This is a genomic window from Bacillus sp. FJAT-53060, assembly GCF_037104745.1.
Taxonomy (GTDB): domain Bacteria; phylum Bacillota; class Bacilli; order Bacillales; family Bacillaceae; genus Bacillus; species Bacillus stratosphericus_B.
The window spans coordinates 1-18,088 of sequence record NZ_JBAWSW010000045.1; the positions used below are offsets into that span (position 1 = coordinate 1).

Sequence of the window (18,088 nt, forward strand, 5' to 3'; positions counted from 1 at the left end):
TCTCTAATTCGGAAGAGTACTCGGGACCCTTTCCATAGATATATTGTTTTCCAACAGGCTGTTCGAACCTGTGTGTATCCCCAGCCTTATGCCACCTCACCCATGTCTGAACCTGCGTCTTATTCTTTATATTCAATTCCTGCATGATCTCTTTCATAGGTACACCTGCCAATCTCATTTCTACAGCCTTCTGTTTGACTTCAACTGGATAACTCACTCTTGTCCCCATAGAAAAAACACCTCCATGTTTTATTTCGGATCACAACGGTCCGTTTTCAAACTTGAAGGTGTTTTTTATTTGTCTCATCTTAGGGGGTCAGTCCCATCTCATCAGCTTTTTTCTATTTAGGAATTCGAATCGTTAATTGGATGTACTCCTCAAATTCTTCTTCCTCGGTATTTATTTTAAGTCCGCTGTCTTCTACCATATGGAGAGACTGGCGAATGGTATTCATCGCAATTCTTGTATCTCGACTAAACGCCTTACGTTTTGGCTTTGGTTTGCGATCTGTTTTTTGTTCAAGCATCTTCACTACACGCTCTTCAGTTTGTTTCACATTCAGCTGCTTTTCGATAATTTCCTTTAATAGAACAATTTGTAATTCTGGAAGCTTTAGGGGTACAAGCGATCGAGCATGTCTCTCAGAGATTTTTTTCTCCAAAATGGCCTGTTGTACCTCTTCAGGCAACTTTAAAAGTCTTAATTTGTTTGCAACAGTCGATTGTCCCTTGCCTAAGCGCTGAGCAAGTGCCTCTTGCGTTAATTCATGAAGCTCTAAAAGACGTGCATAAGCATGAGCCTCTTCTATAGCAGACAGCTCTTCTCTTTGCAAATTTTCAATCAATGCCACAGAGGCCGTTTCTGTATCAGTAAAATCTTTTATAATAGCGGGGATCTTCTCCCATTGAAGAGTTTGTACCGCTCTCCAACGTCTTTCGCCGGCGATCAGTTCATATTTTCCTTCTTCTTCTGTTGGTCTGACAACAATGGGTTGAATAATGCCGTGTGTATGAATAGTCGTGGCCAGCTCTTGTATCTTTTCTTCTGAAAAAATGGTGCGTGGCTGAAAACGGTTAGGCATAATTGTGTCGACCGGGAGCTCCTGTATCTCTTCCTTTAATGTATCATGCTCAGCAATCCCTGCCTCTATATCGGTTTCACGCTCAGGATGCTCTTTGTCACCAAGCCCGAAGAAGCGTGAGAGTGAATGCTTCATGAACCTACACCACCTTTAAAAACTACCTTTTTATAATTCTATTTTCTCATGTTTTTTCCTTCTGTAAAATCATAAATATTGAAGAAAAACCGACCTTTTACATGATCAACCTTCTATTGGTGATTTATTAGGTGTTCCTGGTTTTCTAGGATATTTTTTTGGTGTTTGCTTTTTCTTTTCAATGACAATGATGTTCCGTTCACTTTCTTCTAAAGGAAGAACAAAGGAATGCCTTTCAACAACCTCTCCTCCGAGGACAGTGACGGCTTTTTTCCCTGCTTTCATTTCTTCGTCAGCTGCAGATGCTTTTAACGCAACAAACCATCCTCCCTTTTTCACCAAAGGCAGACATAGTTCGCTCAAGACCGATAAACGTGCAACCGCTCTAGCAGTGACAAGGTCATAGCTTTCACGCTGATCCTTACGTTGGCCAAAGGTCTCCGCACGATCATGATAAAAAGAAGTATCTTGTAAGTTTAACCCTTTTGATAATTCATTTAGAAACGTAATTCGTTTCTGAAGAGAATCAACAATGGTCACATGTAGATGAGGGAAACAAATTTTAAGAGGAATACTTGGAAAACCAGCACCAGCTCCAATATCACAAATGGTTGTCACATTGTGAAAATCAATAAAAAATGCTGCTGATATCGAATCATAAAAATGCTTTAAATACACTTCTTCCTTTTCTGTAATGGATGTTAAATTCATCTTCTCGTTCCATTCTACAAGCATGCGGAAGTAAGTTTCAAATTGTTCAAGCTGCACTGGAGAAAGAGTGGTCCCTTTCTCCTCTAGTGCTGCTGTAAATTGTTCAATGTTCATGCCGACATCCTTTCTACTTTGCTATCTTCGCAATACGTCCCTGCTCCAAATACACTAAAAGGATAGAAATATCAGCAGGGTTAACGCCTGAAATACGAGAAGCTTGTGCAACAGAAAGCGGTCGGACTTCTTTCAGCTTTTGTTTCGCTTCAGTTGCAATTCCTTTAATGGCATCATAATCGATTCGATCCGGAATCTTTTTGTTCTCCATCTTTTTCAGCTTTTCAACTTGTTGGAGCGACTTTTCAATATAACCTTCGTATTTAATTTGAATCTCTACCTGCTCACATACTTCTGAAGGAAGTAGCGTTTCAGCAGGAGCTAATTTCACAACAGTCTCATAGTTCATTTCTGGGCGCTTCATTAAATCACTTGCACGGATGCCGTCTTTCAGCTCACTTCCACCAAGTGAACGAATATACTCCTGTGTTTCGGTTGTTGGTTTAATGATCACAGAATATAAACGTTTTTTCTCTGCTTCAATGGCTTCTTTTTTCTGCTGGAATGCTTGGAATCTCTCTTCAGAAATTAATCCAATGTTATATCCAAGCTCGGTTAATCTTAAATCAGCATTGTCATGCCGTAGAAGTAGACGGTACTCTGCGCGAGATGTCAACAGACGGTAAGGTTCATTTGTTCCCTTTGTGACAAGATCATCGATCAGAACACCGATATATCCATCAGATCGGCTTAAAATGACTTCTTCTTTCCCTAATGCTTTTCTTCCTGCATTAATACCTGCCATAATTCCTTGACCTGCTGCTTCCTCATAACCGGACGTTCCATTAATTTGACCGGCTGTATATAATCGAGAAATTTTCTTCGTCTCAAGTGTCGGCCACAGCTGTGTAGGAACAATGGCATCATACTCGATGGCATAGCCCGCTCGCATCATTTGTACATTTTCAAGTCCTGGGATGGTTGAAAGCATACGCTGTTGTACATCCTCCGGAAGACTTGTAGATAAACCTTGAACATAAACTTCTTGCGTATTACGACCTTCTGGCTCTAAGAAAATTTGATGTCTTGGTTTATCATTAAAACGAACCACCTTATCTTCAATGGAAGGACAGTATCTTGGACCAGTTCCTTTAATCATACCTGAATACATTGGAGAACGGTGAAGATTCTCATCAATAATTTGATGTGTCTCTAAACTCGTGTATGTTAACCAGCATGGCAATTGATCTGTAATATATTCAACCGTTTCATAGGAAAACGCCCGTGGTACATTGTCACCTGGTTGAATTTCTGTCTTACTATAGTCAATCGAGTGGCTATTCACTCGAGGTGGTGTTCCTGTTTTAAAACGAACCAAATCAAATCCTAATTCTGCTAGATGATCCGATAATTTAATGGAAGGCTGCTGGTTATTAGGGCCGCTTGAATAAGAAAGATCCCCTAAAATAATGCGACCTTTTAAGAAAGTACCAGTCGTTAAGACAACAGATTTCGCACGATAATTCGCGCCTGTTTGTGTAACGACACCTTTACATTCATCATCTTCTACAATTAAATGATCCACCATACCCTGTAGCATTGTCAGGTTTGGTTCATTTTCCATTGTTTTTTTCATTTCGTGCTGATATTGGAACTTATCTGCTTGCGCTCTTAACGCACGGACAGCAGGTCCTTTCCCAGTATTCAGCATGCGCATTTGAATATGCGTCTTATCTATATTCCGCGCCATTTCTCCGCCTAGTGCATCAATTTCTCTGACGACAATCCCTTTTGCCGGACCACCTACGGACGGATTACATGGCATAAAAGCAACCATATCGAGGTTGATGGTCAATACAAGTGTTTTGGCGCCTTGTCTTGCAGAAGCAAGAGCAGCCTCAACACCTGCATGTCCGGCACCTACGACGATTACATCATATTGGCCAGCTTCATAACCCATTTCTTATGTTCCTCCCTTTACTTTCCTAAACAGAATTGAGAGAATAACTGATCAATCAAGCTTTCATGAACAGCATCCCCAATAATTTCACCTAGCTGCTCCCAGCAGCGAGTTAAATCTATTTGAACAATATCGATCGGTACGTCCATTTCAATTCCTTCAAGAGCATCTTCAATTGATTGTTTTGCTGCCTGAAGAAGTGCAATATGCCTCGTATTACTTACATACGTTAAATCTCCACTTTCAATTGAACCTGTGAAGAATAGTGATTGAATAGCCATTTCAAGTTCATCAATCCCTTTTTCTTGTAACAATGATGTTGTGACCACCGGACGATCCTTCGCTAGCTGCTTAACCTTTTCTACATCAAGCTTAGGCTCAAGATCTGTCTTATTAACAATCACAATGATATCCATACCTGAGACAGCTTCAAAAAGTTTGATATCTTCCTCTGATAATTCCTCACTATAATTGAGCACAAGTAAAATCAGGTCGGCTTCTTTTAAGACCTGTCTTGAACGTTCAACCCCTATACGCTCAACAATGTCCTCAGTCTCACGTATCCCAGCGGTATCTACTAAACGAAGGGGTACGCCTCTTACATTCACATACTCCTCGATGACATCTCTCGTTGTTCCAGGAATATCCGTCACAATCGCCTTCGTTTCCTGTACAAGACTATTCAGCAAGGAAGACTTCCCTACATTTGGCCTTCCGATAATAACAGTTGATAAGCCCTCACGAAGGATTTTCCCTTGGTGTGAAGTCGTGAGCAGCGATTCAATTTCCTTTTTCACTGATGCCGCTTTTTCAACTAGTACTCGATGTGTCATTTCTTCAACATCGTCATACTCAGGGTAGTCAATGTTCACTTCAACATGTGCCAATGTTTCCAATATCTCGCCTCGAAGTCGTTTAATCAAACTGGAGAGACGCCCCTCCATTTGAGTGATCGCCACATTCATCGCACGGTCTGTCTTTGCACGAATCAAGTCCATTACGGCTTCTGCTTGCGAAAGATCAATTCGTCCATTTAAGAAAGCACGTTTTGTAAACTCACCTGGCTCCGCTAATCTTGCTCCTTCTCTTAAAGCAAGCTGTAATACTTTATTTACCGTCACAATTCCGCCATGGCAGTTGATCTCAATAACGTCTTCTCTCGTAAATGTTTTTGGTGCCCTTAATACCGACACCATGACCTCTTCTATCACTTGATCTGTGCTAGAATCCACAATATGACCATAATGAATGGTATGGGAATCCACTGAAACAAGTTTTTTCTCCTTCGGACCCTTATACATCCGATCAGCGATTTGAACCGCATTAGGCCCACTTAAACGAATAATTGCAATTGCCCCTTCACCCATTGGTGTAGAAATTGCTGCAATTGTATCCACCGCTCATTCACCTCTTTCTCTACTTAATAGACAGTCTTTTATCTATTTAATGGACAATGTCCATTTATATATCAAAAACGCTTAATCCAAAATTTAAAGATACCACAAATGAATGCGAAGTGAAAGCATTCCATATCTAATTATCCACAACTTTACACCCTATCTATTTTACCACTTAACTTATCCACATGTGAATAACGACGTTCTCAACTTGTCTACACATCTTACACCTAAATTTACGAAATTCAAACGCCCTAATGCTGGTATACATAGTAAAAATGACTTTTTCCATACAAAAAGCATATTAACTTCTTAGAAATAAAGGATGAAACTTCTATTGAAAGGGAATTTTTCAATAAAAAAAGGCTAAAATCCAGCTTTGCTGAATCTTAGCCTTTCTGCTAATTTATATACAGCACCACAACATGACGTTTGCTGCCTGTATCTTCTGATACCGTATCAAGTGTTTTAGAAAATGCAGCGATCGTATCATGAACGACTTTTCGTTCATTAGAAGGCATAGGTTCTAAATGAACCTTTCTCTTCGTTTTTAAAACACGGTTTGCCGTCTTGATGGCATATTGTTCAAGTGCTTCTTGACGTTTCTTCCTATAATCTCCAATATCAATGGTAATATGATGATACTGATCGGAATACCGGTTAAACACTAACTGTACCAATGTTTCTAAAGAGTATAATGTTTGTCCTCTTTTTCCAATCATTAACGACGTTTTATCTCCGTGAATGTCGAAAGATATCTTTTTCGGTTGCTTGTAAAAAACAATTTTCGCTTTAGGATCAATTGATTTAACAATTTTATCCAAATAATGTGTAGATAATTTGAGAGCATCTCTCTTTTCTACTAACTTGACAACAGCTTGTCTTTTACCAAATAATCCTAGAAGACCTTTACTTCCTTCATCTACTATTGTGATATCTACATCTATTTTTAGTAGCTAAATTTGTTTAAGTCCGGAATCTACTGCTTCTTCGATTGTACGACCGACAGCAGTTATTTCCTTCATTTTTTATTCCCGCCATCTTTTTCTTTTGTATGAACTTGTACTTGAGGTGTTCTAATCACCAATGTTTGAATGATCATAAAGATGTTACCTACCACCCAGTACAATGAAAGTGCCGCTGGGAAACTAATTGCAAATACAACAATCATAATCGGCATAACCCAAAGCATGATCGCCATTTGTGGGTTGTCCGAAGGATTCCCTGCCATCATTAGCTTCTGCTGAACAAAAGTAGCTACACCCGCAATAATCGGTAATAGAAATAATGGATCTGGACTACCTAAGTCAAACCATAGAAATGTGTGCTTTTTGATTTCAGCTGTTCTCATAATCGCATGATAAAAACCAATTAAGATTGGCATTTGAATGAGAATCGGGAAACACCCTGCCAAAGGATTTACACCATTCTTTTGGAAAAGTGCCATTGTTTCCTGTTGGAGCTGCTGCTGCGTTTTTTGATCTTTTGAGCTGTATTTTTCACGAAGCTTTTTCAATTCTGGCTGCAGTGCTTGCATTGCTTTTGTACTTCTTAACTGTTTAATCATTAATGGTAATATGAGCAAACGGATCAAAACTGTTACGATAATAATCGCAACACCATAGTTTTCACCAGTTAAATTTGCCATGTACGTGATTAATTGAGATAGCGGGTAAACAATATAAGAATTCCAGAATCCCTCACTATCTGATGTAATTGGTTCATTAATTTGTGTACATCCTGCCAATAGAACCAACACGCCAATTAAGCTAAATATTAGTAATAATCGCCTTTTCAACAAGATTCCTCCCATTACTTCAAACTTTATTTAAGTTGGAAATGATTACGAAAGTGACTCACCTAATCAGTATGGTAACATTTTTTCATTACAAAGTGGTGATTTCATTTTAATTCACTAGATGAAGGAAGCGCTTTTAAAAATTGATTCAACGAAAGTTTCTATTACGAAGACTTTTTCGGTTGTTGTTGATAAACAGCGGATTTTCTAAATAAATGCTGGAGAGACTTCTTTGTTTCCTCAAAGGTCAATTCGCTTGCTGGTTTTCGAGCAATCACAATGTAGTCTTTTTCTTTCTTTAACTTATGACCTTCCTCTAAAAATACCTGACGGACCAGTCGTTTAATTCGATTTCTTATCACTGCATTACCTATCTTCTTACTAACAGACAATCCCAAACGCAGTTCATCTCGATGTGGTTGATCCAGCTGGTAAATTACGAATTGGCGATTAGCCATTGATTGACCTTGTTTGAACACTTTTTGAAACTCTTCATTTTTTTTTATCCTGTTTCGCTTCTTCATGTTTTCTTCCACTCCGATAAAAACTGACAGTTCATTTACGATTTTATGTAAAAAAGACCACTGACATTATTCAGTGGCCTAGGCTGATAATTTTTTTCTACCTTTGCTGCGGCGTCGCTTTAAAACTAGACGTCCGTTTTTAGAACTCATACGGCTACGGAAGCCATGAACTTTACTACGCTTACGGTTATTTGGTTGAAACGTTCTTTTCATTTATGACACCTCCCTGAGGAATAGCTGTTTAAGACAGTCTAACTCATTATATTTGTGTAACCCATCGATTGTCAATATCAATGATAAAACTCTTATTATCAACCTTATAAGCATAACACAAGTTATCAAGTGAAGAAACATTCTTTTTCAGTTTCCAGCATTTTATTCTTTTTTTCCTCCTAAAAGACCTTTAAAACAAGGATGTGGATATTTTCCCGGCATAATTAGACTATCCACACACTTTATCGACATTTTTTCACACAAATAACCTATGTGGATAATTATTTTTCAACAGTATGTAAAGTGTGTGGATAAGTTTACAACACCCATTGCACCATCTTGCTTATTTTGATATTATATTTGTGTTTAACTCTTAATTTTTGATCCGGCCCATTTAGGTTATCCACAAATTGTGGATAACCTGTGGAAAGATAGTACACAGCCTGTTGAATTGTTTATCCACAAATTGTGTAATTTGTCGAAAAGACGTTTTTCTACTATATTAATTGTTTTCAACAAAAGATGTGCACGAATGGTAATCACCATTTGCTCTTTTCTGTGTTCTATAACAGTTTGATACTGGTCATTTTAAAAAGAAAAGGAGGGGGGAGAAGCCTTATGGAAAATATTTTGGACCTGTGGAATAAAGCACTTCAAAAAATAGAGACAAAATTGAGCAAACCTAGTTTTGAAACATGGATGAAATCGACAAAAGCCCATTCTCTTAATGGTGATACGCTCACCATCACTGCACCCAATGAATTTGCTAGAGACTGGCTGGAGTCAAGATATCTTCACTTAATAGCAGATACCATATATGAACTGACAGGTGAAGAGCTCAGCATCAAGTTCATTATTCCTCAAAATCAGGACGAAGAGGAAGCCATGCCAAAGTCTCCAATAAAAAAAATGTCGAAAGAAGAACCCGTTGAAATTCCACAAAATATGTTGAATCCCAAATATACATTTGATACTTTTGTGATTGGGTCAGGCAACCGTTTTGCTCATGCCGCTTCACTTGCCGTGGCAGAAGCACCAGCAAAAGCATATAATCCGCTCTTTATTTATGGGGGCGTTGGTTTAGGAAAGACTCATTTGATGCATGCGATTGGTCATTACGTCATAGACCATAATCCATCAGCGAAAGTGGTCTATCTATCATCTGAAAAATTTACAAATGAATTTATCAACTCGATCCGTGACAACAAAGCTGTCGACTTCCGTAATCGCTATCGGAATGTAGATGTGCTTTTGATAGATGATATTCAATTTTTAGCAGGAAAAGAACAAACACAAGAAGAATTTTTCCATACATTTAACACACTTCACGAAGAAAGTAAGCAAATCGTCATTTCTAGTGATCGACCGCCGAAGGAAATTCCGACACTTGAAGACAGATTACGCTCCCGATTTGAATGGGGGTTAATTACAGACATTACCCCGCCAGATCTAGAAACGCGTATTGCGATCTTACGCAAAAAGGCAAAGGCAGAAGGTTTAGACATACCCAATGAGGTCATGCTTTATATTGCCAATCAAATCGACAGCAACATTCGGGAGTTGGAGGGTGCTTTAATTCGTGTCGTTGCTTACTCTTCTTTAATTAATAAAGACATCAATGCTGATTTAGCAGCTGAAGCCCTAAAGGACATTATTCCTTCATCCAAACCAAGGGTTATTACGATTAAAGATATTCAAAGAATTGTAGGACAACAATTTAATATCCGATTAGAGGATTTCAAAGCGAAGAAACGGACAAAATCAGTAGCATATCCAAGACAAATTGCCATGTACCTCTCTAGGGAAATGACTGATTCCTCTCTACCTAAAATCGGAGAGGAATTTGGCGGACGTGATCATACGACTGTCATTCATGCTCATGAAAAAATTTCGAAATTAATTGTTGAAGATGAACAGCTTCAACAGCATGTCAAAGAGATCAAAGAACAATTAAAATAAGCAAGCTGATATTGTTAGTACGGGAAAATGTGAATAACTCCAGCATGGTCATACACAGTCTATCCACATGTGGATAGACCGCCTTCCCTAGCGTTTCACTAACTTATCCACATATTCACAAGCCCTACTATTACTTCTACGATCTTTTTATAAATAAATATATACATACATGTCTAAGAAAATTTAGGAGGATCACTATGAAATTCACTATTCAAAAAGATCGTCTTGTTGAATGTGTCCAAGATGTATTAAAGGCCGTTTCCTCTAGAACAACGATTCCTATTTTGACAGGGATTAAAATTGTTGCATCTGGTGAGGGAGTTTCTCTTACAGGAAGTGATTCTGACATTTCAATTGAATCTTTTATTCCTAAAAGAGATGGAGATTTAGAAGTCATTACAATTGATCGTCCCGGAAGTATTGTACTTCAGGCTCGCTTCTTTAGTGAAATCGTTAAGAAACTGCCAATGTCTACAGTCGAAATTGAAGTAGAACAAAACTATCTAACCATCATTCGCTCTGGTTCAGCAGAATTTAATTTAAATGGCTTAGATGCTGAAGAATATCCGCATCTGCCTCAAATTGAAGAGCATCATGCATTTCAAATTCCAACTGATCTGCTCAAAAACTTGATTCGCCAAACTGTTTTTGCGGTGTCCACCTCAGAAACACGACCTATCTTGACAGGTGTAAACTGGAAGGTGGAAAAAGGTGAATTAATATGTACTGCAACGGATAGCCACCGTTTAGCTTTAAGAAAAGCGAAGTTAGAGATAAACGAGGAAAGCTCGTACAATGTGGTCATTCCAGGTAAGAGTTTAACAGAGCTAAGTAAAATTCTTGATGATGGACAAGACCTTGTGAGCATCGTGATTACCGAGACACAAGTTCTTTTTAAAGCACAAAACGTGCTGTTCTTCTCAAGAATGTTAGATGGTAATTATCCTGATACTGACCGTCTCATCCCTCAAGAAAGTAAAACGGATGTTGTGGTGAACACGAAGGAATTCTTACAAGCCATTGATCGCGCATCACTTTTTGCAAGAGAGGGACGTAATAACGTTGTGAAGCTGTCTGCTGATCCGGCACAAATTCTAGAAATTTCTTCTAATTCTCCTGAAATTGGTAAAGTAGTTGAAACTGTTCAAGCGGATGACATTAAGGGGGAGGACCTAAAGATCTCCTTTAGTCCGAAGTATATGCTAGATGCTTTAAAAGTATTAGAGGGAACAGACATTCATGTAAGGTTCACTGGTGCGATGAGGCCATTTCTTTTATGCACGCCGAATGATGATTCAATCTTGCAATTGATTCTTCCAGTCAGAACGTATTAATTTGATCTATTATGGCTGCTGTGTGAATGCACAGCAGCTTCTCTTCTCGTTTACCATGCTTTCTTTCATCGCAGTTCTCTTTTCCCCTTTCCTTCTTGTCTTGTTTTTTAGTACAATTAGATATTAGTGATATTGAAAGAGGTCGATACAATGCCTAATCTTATAACCATTGAAACAGAAATGATTACATTAGGGCAGTTTTTGAAATTAGCCGAAGTAATCCAATCTGGCGGAATGGCGAAATGGTTTTTAAGTGAACATGAGGTGTTCATTAATCAAGATCCAGATAATAGAAGGGGACGTAAATTATACCCAGGGGATGTTGTCGAGATTGAAGGTTATGGCACATTTCAAGTTGTGAATTAGAAACGGGTGACAATACATGTACATTCAGAGTCTGGCCTTAACCTCATACCGAAACTATGAACACACTGAACTTCAATTCGACAATAAGGTCAATGTCATGATCGGTGAGAACGCTCAAGGTAAAACGAACTTGATGGAAGCGATCTATGTATTGTCGATGGCAAAGTCTCATCGTACGTCAAATGATAAAGAACTTATCCAGTGGGACGAAGATTATGCTAAAATAGAAGGTAGAGTCATCAAAAAAAACGGTCCTCTCCCAATGCAGCTCGTGATCTCAAAAAAAGGTAAAAAGGGAAAGGTCAATCACATTGAACAACAGAAGCTCAGTCATTATGTTGGTGCTTTAAACACCATCATGTTTGCACCGGAGGATCTGAGTCTTGTAAAGGGCAGCCCGCAAGTCCGCAGAAGATTCCTCGACATGGAGATTGGACAAGTTTCTGTTGTCTACTTGCATGATTTATCGCTCTATCAAAAAATCCTGTCGCAGCGAAATCATTACTTGAAACAATTGCAAACAAGAAAGCAAACGGATCAAGCGATGCTGGATATATTAACAGAGCAGTTGATTGATGCGGCAGCGAAGGTTGTCAAAAGGCGACTTACTTTTACGAAACAGCTTGAAAAATGGGCTCAGCCGTTGCATTTTGGGATTTCTAGAGAGCTAGAAACACTCACGCTCCAATACCAGACAGCGCTAGAGGTATCAGAAGCGTCAGATTTGTCGAAAATAAAAAATAGCTATGAAGAATCGTTTCAGAAACTAATAGACAGAGAAATAGACCGAGGGGTGACACTGTGGGGACCTCACAGAGATGATCTTCTTTTCTTTGTGAATGGTCGGGATGTTCAGACATATGGCTCTCAAGGGCAGCAAAGAACTACAGCTCTTTCACTAAAGCTGGCAGAAATTGATCTGATACACGAAGAAATCGGTGAATACCCAATTCTTCTACTCGATGATGTTTTATCTGAACTTGATGATTACAGACAGTCTCATTTGCTCCATACCATTCAGGGACGTGTACAAACCTTCGTCACCACACCAAGTGTTGAAGGCATCGATCACGCTACACTGAAAGAAGCGGAAATTTTTAGAGTAGCCAGTGGAAAAGTAATTGACTGATAAATGAGGTGTGAGTCTTGTATATTCATTTAGGTGATGATTGTGTTGTTTCTACACGAGAGATTGTCGCAATTGTTGATTACAAAATGAGGTCATCTTCTGTTGTAGAAGAATTTCTTCAAAAACAAGAGGAACAAGTCATTTCGTTGTCACAAGGGACACCCAAATCCATTGTCGTCACAACTGAATCCGTTTATTACTCTCCTCTTTCCTCAAGTACGCTCAAAAAACGTGCTTCATTTGTGGTTGAAATTGAAGTCTAAAAGCTCAATTCATATAAATATATCGTTTAAGAAAAGTGTAGGTGAATGTACGTGGCAATGGAACAGCAACATAATAGTTATGATGAAAATCAAATACAGGTGCTTGAAGGACTAGAAGCTGTTAGAAAACGTCCAGGAATGTACATTGGGTCAACCAATGCAAAAGGACTTCACCATCTTGTATGGGAAATTGTCGATAACAGTATTGATGAGGCATTAGCTGGATATTGTACAGACATTACAGTGCAAATTGAAAAAGATAACAGCATTACTGTGAAAGATAATGGCCGCGGTATTCCTGTTGGGATTCATGAAAAGATGGGACGCCCTGCAGTAGAGGTCATTATGACTGTTCTTCACGCTGGCGGTAAGTTTGATGGCAGCGGTTATAAAGTATCTGGCGGTTTGCATGGTGTAGGGGCTTCTGTTGTAAATGCGTTATCTACTACCTTAGACGTGACAGTATACCGTGATGGGAAAATTCATTATCAGGAATTCACACGCGGTGTTCCAGTTGGGGATATACAGGTCATTGGTGAAACAGATGTAACAGGGACGATCACTCATTTTGTGCCAGATCAAGAAATTTTCACGGAAACCATTGAATTCGATTACGATACACTTGCAAACCGTGTACGTGAGTTAGCTTTCTTAACAAAAGGCGTGAACATCGTCATTGAAGATTTACGTGAAGGTAAAGAGCGGAGAAATGAATACTGCTACGAAGGCGGAATTAAGAGCTATGTAGAACACTTAAATCGCTCGAAGGAAGTGGTTCATGAAGAACCAGTTTACATCGAGGGAGAAAAAGATGGAATCACTGTCGAAGTTGCCTTACAATACAACAATTCCTATACAAGCAATATCTATTCTTTCGCTAACAATATCAACACATATGAAGGCGGAACACACGAAGCAGGCTTTAAAACAGGTCTGACGCGTGTCATCAATGATTACGCTCGTAAAAACGGCGTATTCAAAGAGGGAGACTCGAATTTGAGCGGTGAAGATGTGCGAGAAGGTCTAACGGCGATTATCTCCATCAAACATCCAGACCCTCAATTCGAAGGACAAACGAAGACAAAGCTTGGGAACTCAGAAGCAAGAACCATTACAGACTCTCTTTTCTCTGAAGCACTAGAGAAATTCTTGCTTGAAAATCCTGATTCTGCGAAGAAAATTGTGGAGAAAGGACTAATGGCAGCTCGTGCAAGAATGGCGGCCAAAAAGGCACGTGAGCTCACAAGACGTAAAAGTGCACTAGAAGTCTCTAGCTTGCCTGGAAAACTGGCAGACTGTTCTTCCAAAGATCCTTCTATCTCTGAGCTCTATATCGTAGAGGGTGACTCTGCGGGTGGATCTGCTAAGCAAGGTCGTGATCGTCACTTCCAAGCGATCTTACCACTAAGAGGAAAGATTCTAAACGTTGAAAAAGCACGATTAGATAAAATTCTATCTAACAACGAAGTTCGTTCAATGATTACAGCATTAGGAACTGGAATCGGCGAAGACTTCACTTTAGAGAAAGCACGCTATCACAAAATTGTCATCATGACAGATGCGGATGTTGATGGAGCGCATATTCGTACGCTACTCTTAACATTCTTCTATCGTTACATGCGTGAAATCATTGAAAACGGTTATGTGTATATTGCGCAGCCGCCTTTATACAAAGTGCAACAAGGGAAACGTGTGGAGTATGTGTATAACGATAAACAGTTAGATGAGCTCTTACAAACACTGCCTCAAACACCGAAGCCTGGCCTCCAGCGATATAAAGGTCTTGGAGAAATGAATGCTGCTCAGCTTTGGGAAACAACAATGGACCCTGAAGCGAGAACACTTCTTCAAGTCACGCTTGAGGATGCAATCGATGCTGATGAGACATTTGAAATGCTAATGGGAGATAAAGTAGAACCGAGAAGAAACTTTATCGAAGAAAATGCACAATACGTGAAAAATCTTGATATTTAGATAGGTCCCCTTGAGAACAACCTTATTTCTTGTTTTGGAATAAGGTTGTTTTTCAAAAAACAGGTCTGTGAAACGAATGTCCTGGTTTTCTGCGTTTTCGCTGATTTTCTAGTAAATAAATGTGTATAACACCAAGAATATTGATATAATGGAGAATAGTCTTGTGAAGATAAATACATATTTTACTCCCACATAATTTATTTCATGTGATACGTAAAGGGAGGTTTTTATATTGAGTGAAAAACATACACCAAATGTACGCGAAGTGAATATTAGCCAAGAAATGCGTACGTCCTTTTTAGATTATGCAATGAGTGTTATTGTTTCGCGTGCGTTACCAGATGTACGAGACGGATTAAAGCCCGTGCATCGAAGAATTTTGTATGCGATGAATGACCTAGGTATGACAAGTGATAAACCGTTTAAGAAATCTGCACGTATCGTTGGGGAAGTTATCGGTAAGTACCACCCGCACGGTGATAGCGCTGTATACGAAGCAATGGTTCGGATGGCGCAAGATTTTAACTATCGGAATATGCTAGTTGAAGGGCACGGGAACTTTGGATCAGTCGATGGAGACGGTGCAGCGGCTATGCGTTATACTGAGGCGCGTTTATCTAAGATTTCGATGGAAATCCTCCGTGATATCACAAAGGATACCATTGATTATCAAGATAACTACGATGGCAGTGAACGAGAGCCAATCGTGATGCCTGCTAGATTCCCAAATTTATTGGTCAACGGGGCAACAGGAATCGCTGTAGGGATGGCCACCAATATCCCCCCACACCAATTAGGTGAAGTAATTGATGGGGTATTGGCTATTAGTCAATACCCAGAAATGACCACACAGGAATTAATGGAGATTATTCCTGGACCAGATTTCCCAACTGCGGGACAAATCATTGGCCGAAGCGGGATTCGTAAGGCATATGAAACGGGCCGAGGCTCTATTACCCTACGTGCAAAATCAATCATTGAAGAAACATCTAGCGGTAAACAGCGGATTGTCATCAATGAAATTCCATATCAGGTCAACAAAGCTCGTTTGATCGAAAAAATCGCTGATCTTGTGCGCGATAAAAAGATTGATGGCATTACAGATCTGCGTGATGAATCTGATCGTAATGGAATGCGGATTGTCATTGAACTGCGAAGAGACGCAAATGTCCATGTTCTATTGAACAATCTTTATAAACAAACGACACTTCAAACGTCATTTGGAGTTAACTTATTGGCGCTTGTTGACGGACAGCCAAAAGTCTTATCTCTCAAACAATGTCTTGAATATTATCTTGAGCATCAGAAAGTGATCATTCGCAGAAGAACAGCGTACGAGCTACGTAAAGCTGAAGCTAGAGCTCATATTTTAGAAGGCTTAAGAATTGCCCTTGATCACTTAGATGAAGTCATTTCTTTAATTAGAAGCTCTCAAACTGCTGAAATTGCAAGAAATGGTTTAATGGAAAACTATAGCTTGTCTGAAAAACAAGCACAAGCCATCCTTGATATGCGACTCCAACGCTTGACAGGCTTGGAAAGAGAAAAGATAGAAGAAGAATACAAAGGACTTGTTGACTTGATTGCTGAATTGAAAGCCATTTTAGCAGATAATGAGAAAGTTCTTGAAATCATTAGAGAAGAATTAACGGAAATAAAAGAACGCTATAATGATACGCGCCGTACTGAAATTGTGACAGCGGGTATTGAAACAATTGAAGACGAAGACTTGATTCCTGTTGAAAACATCGTGATTACACTGACTCATAATGGTTATATCAAGCGTCTTCCTTCATCTACGTACCGCAGTCAAAAAAGAGGCGGTAAAGGTGTCCAAGGAATGGGGACCAACGAGGATGATTTTGTTGAACAACTGATCTCAACATCAACCCACGATACGATTCTCTTCTTCTCTAACAAAGGGAAGGTCTATCGTGCGAAGGGATATGAGATTCCTGAATTTGGACGGACAGCGAAAGGGATTCCAATCATTAATCTTCTTGAAGTAGAAAAGGGAGAGTGGATTAACGCCATTATTCCAGTAAGCGAATTTGATGAAGATTCATATCTCTTCTTTACAACAAGACATGGTGTATCGAAACGAACGTCATTGTCTCAGTTTGCAAACATTCGAAATAACGGTTTGATTGCACTAAGCCTACGTGACGAAGACGAACTGATGGCCGTTCGTTTAACAAATGGAGAAAAGCAAATCATCATTGGAACGAAAAAAGGTATGCTCATTCGTTTCCACGAGACAGATGTTCGTGAAATGGGACGTACGGCAGCTGGAGTCAAAGGGATCACACTTTCTGAGGATGACATCGTTGTTGGAATGGAAATCCTTGAGCCAGATGCCAACGTATTGATCGTAACCGAAAAAGGTTATGGTAAATTAACGTCTGAAAAAGAATATCGTGTTCAAACTCGTGGCGGTAAAGGTCTTAAAACATGCAAGATCACTGACAACAACGGTCCGCTTGTCGCAGTGAAGGCGACCAATGCTGGAGCTGAAGAAGATTTGATGATTATTACAGGGAGCGGTGTGATCATTCGTATGGCCGTTTCAGACATCTCCACAACAGGTCGAGTCACTCAAGGTGTCCGCCTGATCCGTCTGGGTGATGACGAGCATGTCGCTACAGTCGCATTAGTTGAACAATCACAAGAAGACGATGAAGAAAATGTAGAAAACGCAGAGTCAGATCAAGAGCAACCTGAGTAAAAATAAAGCCGTTTCTTCACCGGCTTTATTTTTTTGAAATTTATAATGCTTTTTTCATAGATATATGTTAACCTTTCAAAGGAGCAAAAAAAGAGGCTCTATTTTTTATCGCTTTCACAGAAAAACTTCTTTAAAAATAAAATGTTTTTCAAGAAAAATATTGACTGTTGATAAGGATATATGATATATTTAAGTGGTCGCTTTGAGAGAGTAGAAAACAAGTTCTTTGAAAACTAAACAAGACAAAACGTACCTGTTAATTCGAGTTATTATAAAAAATCCTATGATACTTCATAGGTAGTCAGTCAAACTGACGAAAAACAGAACTTCGGTTTTGTTCTTTTTCGGAGAGTTTGATCCTGGCTCAGGACGAACGCTGGCGGCGTGCCTAATACATGCAAGTCGAGCGGACAGAAGGGAGCTTGCTCCCGGATGTAAGCGGCGGACGGGTGAGTAACACGTGG

The 18,088-nt window shown here is 39.4% G+C and carries 16 protein-coding genes and 1 rRNA gene; 8 read left to right on the top strand and 9 right to left on the bottom strand.

What is annotated here, in order from left to right:
* From WAX46_RS13570 to rpmH, 9 genes are all read right to left on the bottom strand, one after another.
* Positions 1 to 229 (bottom strand): helix-turn-helix domain-containing protein (locus tag WAX46_RS13570; protein ID WP_336493650.1); only part of this gene is annotated, 229 nt, incomplete at its 3' end.
* 112 nt (positions 230 to 341) lie between these two features.
* The gene (noc, locus tag WAX46_RS13575) at positions 342 to 1,217 is read right to left on the bottom strand and encodes a nucleoid occlusion protein (RefSeq protein ID WP_226569800.1); all 876 of its coding nucleotides are present in this window, start codon (positions 1,215 to 1,217) and stop codon (positions 342 to 344) included.
* Between the two features lie 105 nt (positions 1,218 to 1,322).
* Positions 1,323 to 2,042, bottom strand: a complete 720-nt coding sequence (gene rsmG, locus WAX46_RS13580) for a 16S rRNA (guanine(527)-N(7))-methyltransferase RsmG (RefSeq protein ID WP_226569798.1) — start codon at positions 2,040 to 2,042, stop codon at positions 1,323 to 1,325.
* Positions 2,043 to 2,055: 13 nt separating this feature from the next.
* The gene (gene mnmG, locus WAX46_RS13585) at positions 2,056 to 3,942 is read right to left on the bottom strand and encodes a tRNA uridine-5-carboxymethylaminomethyl(34) synthesis enzyme MnmG (RefSeq protein ID WP_226569796.1); all 1,887 of its coding nucleotides are present in this window, start codon (positions 3,940 to 3,942) and stop codon (positions 2,056 to 2,058) included.
* A 17-nt stretch (positions 3,943 to 3,959) separates the two neighbouring features.
* Positions 3,960 to 5,339 carry a tRNA uridine-5-carboxymethylaminomethyl(34) synthesis GTPase MnmE gene (mnmE, locus tag WAX46_RS13590; RefSeq protein WP_226569794.1) on the bottom strand — a complete coding sequence of 460 codons (1,380 nt, stop codon included), beginning with the start codon at positions 5,337 to 5,339 and terminating at the stop codon, positions 3,960 to 3,962.
* A 401-nt stretch (positions 5,340 to 5,740) separates the two neighbouring features.
* Positions 5,741 to 6,286 (bottom strand): RNA-binding cell elongation regulator Jag/EloR, encoded by a 546-nt coding sequence (gene jag / locus WAX46_RS13595; protein WP_336494195.1) that lies wholly within the window; start codon positions 6,284 to 6,286, stop codon positions 5,741 to 5,743.
* A 74-nt stretch (positions 6,287 to 6,360) separates the two neighbouring features.
* Positions 6,361 to 7,137 carry a YidC family membrane integrase SpoIIIJ gene (spoIIIJ, locus tag WAX46_RS13600; RefSeq protein ID WP_226569790.1) on the bottom strand — a complete coding sequence of 259 codons (777 nt, stop codon included), beginning with the start codon at positions 7,135 to 7,137 and terminating at the stop codon, positions 6,361 to 6,363.
* A gap of 164 nt (positions 7,138 to 7,301) precedes the next feature.
* Positions 7,302 to 7,661 (bottom strand): ribonuclease P protein component, encoded by a 360-nt coding sequence (gene rnpA, locus WAX46_RS13605; RefSeq protein WP_226569789.1) that lies wholly within the window; start codon positions 7,659 to 7,661, stop codon positions 7,302 to 7,304.
* A 78-nt stretch (positions 7,662 to 7,739) separates the two neighbouring features.
* Positions 7,740 to 7,874 (bottom strand): 50S ribosomal protein L34, encoded by a 135-nt coding sequence (gene rpmH / locus WAX46_RS13610; protein ID WP_008360908.1) that lies wholly within the window; start codon positions 7,872 to 7,874, stop codon positions 7,740 to 7,742.
* 618 nt (positions 7,875 to 8,492) lie between these two features.
* Here rpmH and dnaA point away from each other — a divergent pair.
* From dnaA to WAX46_RS13650, 8 genes are all read left to right on the top strand, one after another.
* Entirely contained in the window at positions 8,493 to 9,833 is a 1,341-nt protein-coding gene (dnaA, locus tag WAX46_RS13615) for a chromosomal replication initiator protein DnaA (RefSeq protein ID WP_226569787.1), read from the top strand.
* A gap of 197 nt (positions 9,834 to 10,030) precedes the next feature.
* Positions 10,031 to 11,167 carry a DNA polymerase III subunit beta gene (dnaN, locus tag WAX46_RS13620; RefSeq protein ID WP_226569785.1) on the top strand — a complete coding sequence of 379 codons (1,137 nt, stop codon included), beginning with the start codon at positions 10,031 to 10,033 and terminating at the stop codon, positions 11,165 to 11,167.
* A 150-nt stretch (positions 11,168 to 11,317) separates the two neighbouring features.
* Positions 11,318 to 11,533 (top strand): S4 domain-containing protein YaaA, encoded by a 216-nt coding sequence (gene yaaA, locus WAX46_RS13625; RefSeq protein WP_226569783.1) that lies wholly within the window; start codon positions 11,318 to 11,320, stop codon positions 11,531 to 11,533.
* 16 nt (positions 11,534 to 11,549) lie between these two features.
* Positions 11,550 to 12,662: a DNA replication/repair protein RecF gene (gene recF, locus WAX46_RS13630; protein ID WP_226569780.1), complete on the top strand. Its 1,113-nt coding sequence runs from the start codon at positions 11,550 to 11,552 to the stop codon at positions 12,660 to 12,662.
* A gap of 17 nt (positions 12,663 to 12,679) precedes the next feature.
* Entirely contained in the window at positions 12,680 to 12,925 is a 246-nt protein-coding gene (remB, locus tag WAX46_RS13635; RefSeq protein ID WP_226569778.1) for an extracellular matrix regulator RemB, read from the top strand.
* A gap of 57 nt (positions 12,926 to 12,982) precedes the next feature.
* Complete coding sequence (gene gyrB / locus WAX46_RS13640; RefSeq protein ID WP_336494196.1) at positions 12,983 to 14,899, top strand: DNA topoisomerase (ATP-hydrolyzing) subunit B; 1,917 nt, start codon at positions 12,983 to 12,985, stop codon at positions 14,897 to 14,899.
* Positions 14,900 to 15,131: 232 nt separating this feature from the next.
* Complete coding sequence (gene gyrA / locus WAX46_RS13645) at positions 15,132 to 17,624, top strand: DNA gyrase subunit A (protein ID WP_226569776.1); 2,493 nt, start codon at positions 15,132 to 15,134, stop codon at positions 17,622 to 17,624.
* A gap of 341 nt (positions 17,625 to 17,965) precedes the next feature.
* Positions 17,966 to 18,088 (top strand): 16S ribosomal RNA (locus WAX46_RS13650); the annotation flags it as partial.

Coding starts and splice junctions, on each gene's coding strand:
- noc (WP_226569800.1), bottom strand. CDS start 1,217: ATGAAGCATTCACTCTCACGCTTCTTCGGGCTTGGTGACAAAGAGCAT.
- rsmG (WP_226569798.1), bottom strand. CDS start 2,042: ATGAACATTGAACAATTTACAGCAGCACTAGAGGAGAAAGGGACCACT.
- mnmG (WP_226569796.1), bottom strand. CDS start 3,942: ATGGGTTATGAAGCTGGCCAATATGATGTAATCGTCGTAGGTGCCGGA.
- rnpA (WP_226569789.1), bottom strand. CDS start 7,661: ATGAAGAAGCGAAACAGGATAAAAAAAAATGAAGAGTTTCAAAAAGTG.
- rpmH (WP_008360908.1), bottom strand. CDS start 7,874: ATGAAAAGAACGTTTCAACCAAATAACCGTAAGCGTAGTAAAGTTCAT.
- dnaA (WP_226569787.1), top strand. CDS start 8,493: ATGGAAAATATTTTGGACCTGTGGAATAAAGCACTTCAAAAAATAGAG.
- dnaN (WP_226569785.1), top strand. CDS start 10,031: ATGAAATTCACTATTCAAAAAGATCGTCTTGTTGAATGTGTCCAAGAT.
- yaaA (WP_226569783.1), top strand. CDS start 11,318: ATGCCTAATCTTATAACCATTGAAACAGAAATGATTACATTAGGGCAG.
- recF (WP_226569780.1), top strand. CDS start 11,550: ATGTACATTCAGAGTCTGGCCTTAACCTCATACCGAAACTATGAACAC.
- gyrB (WP_336494196.1), top strand. CDS start 12,983: ATGGAACAGCAACATAATAGTTATGATGAAAATCAAATACAGGTGCTT.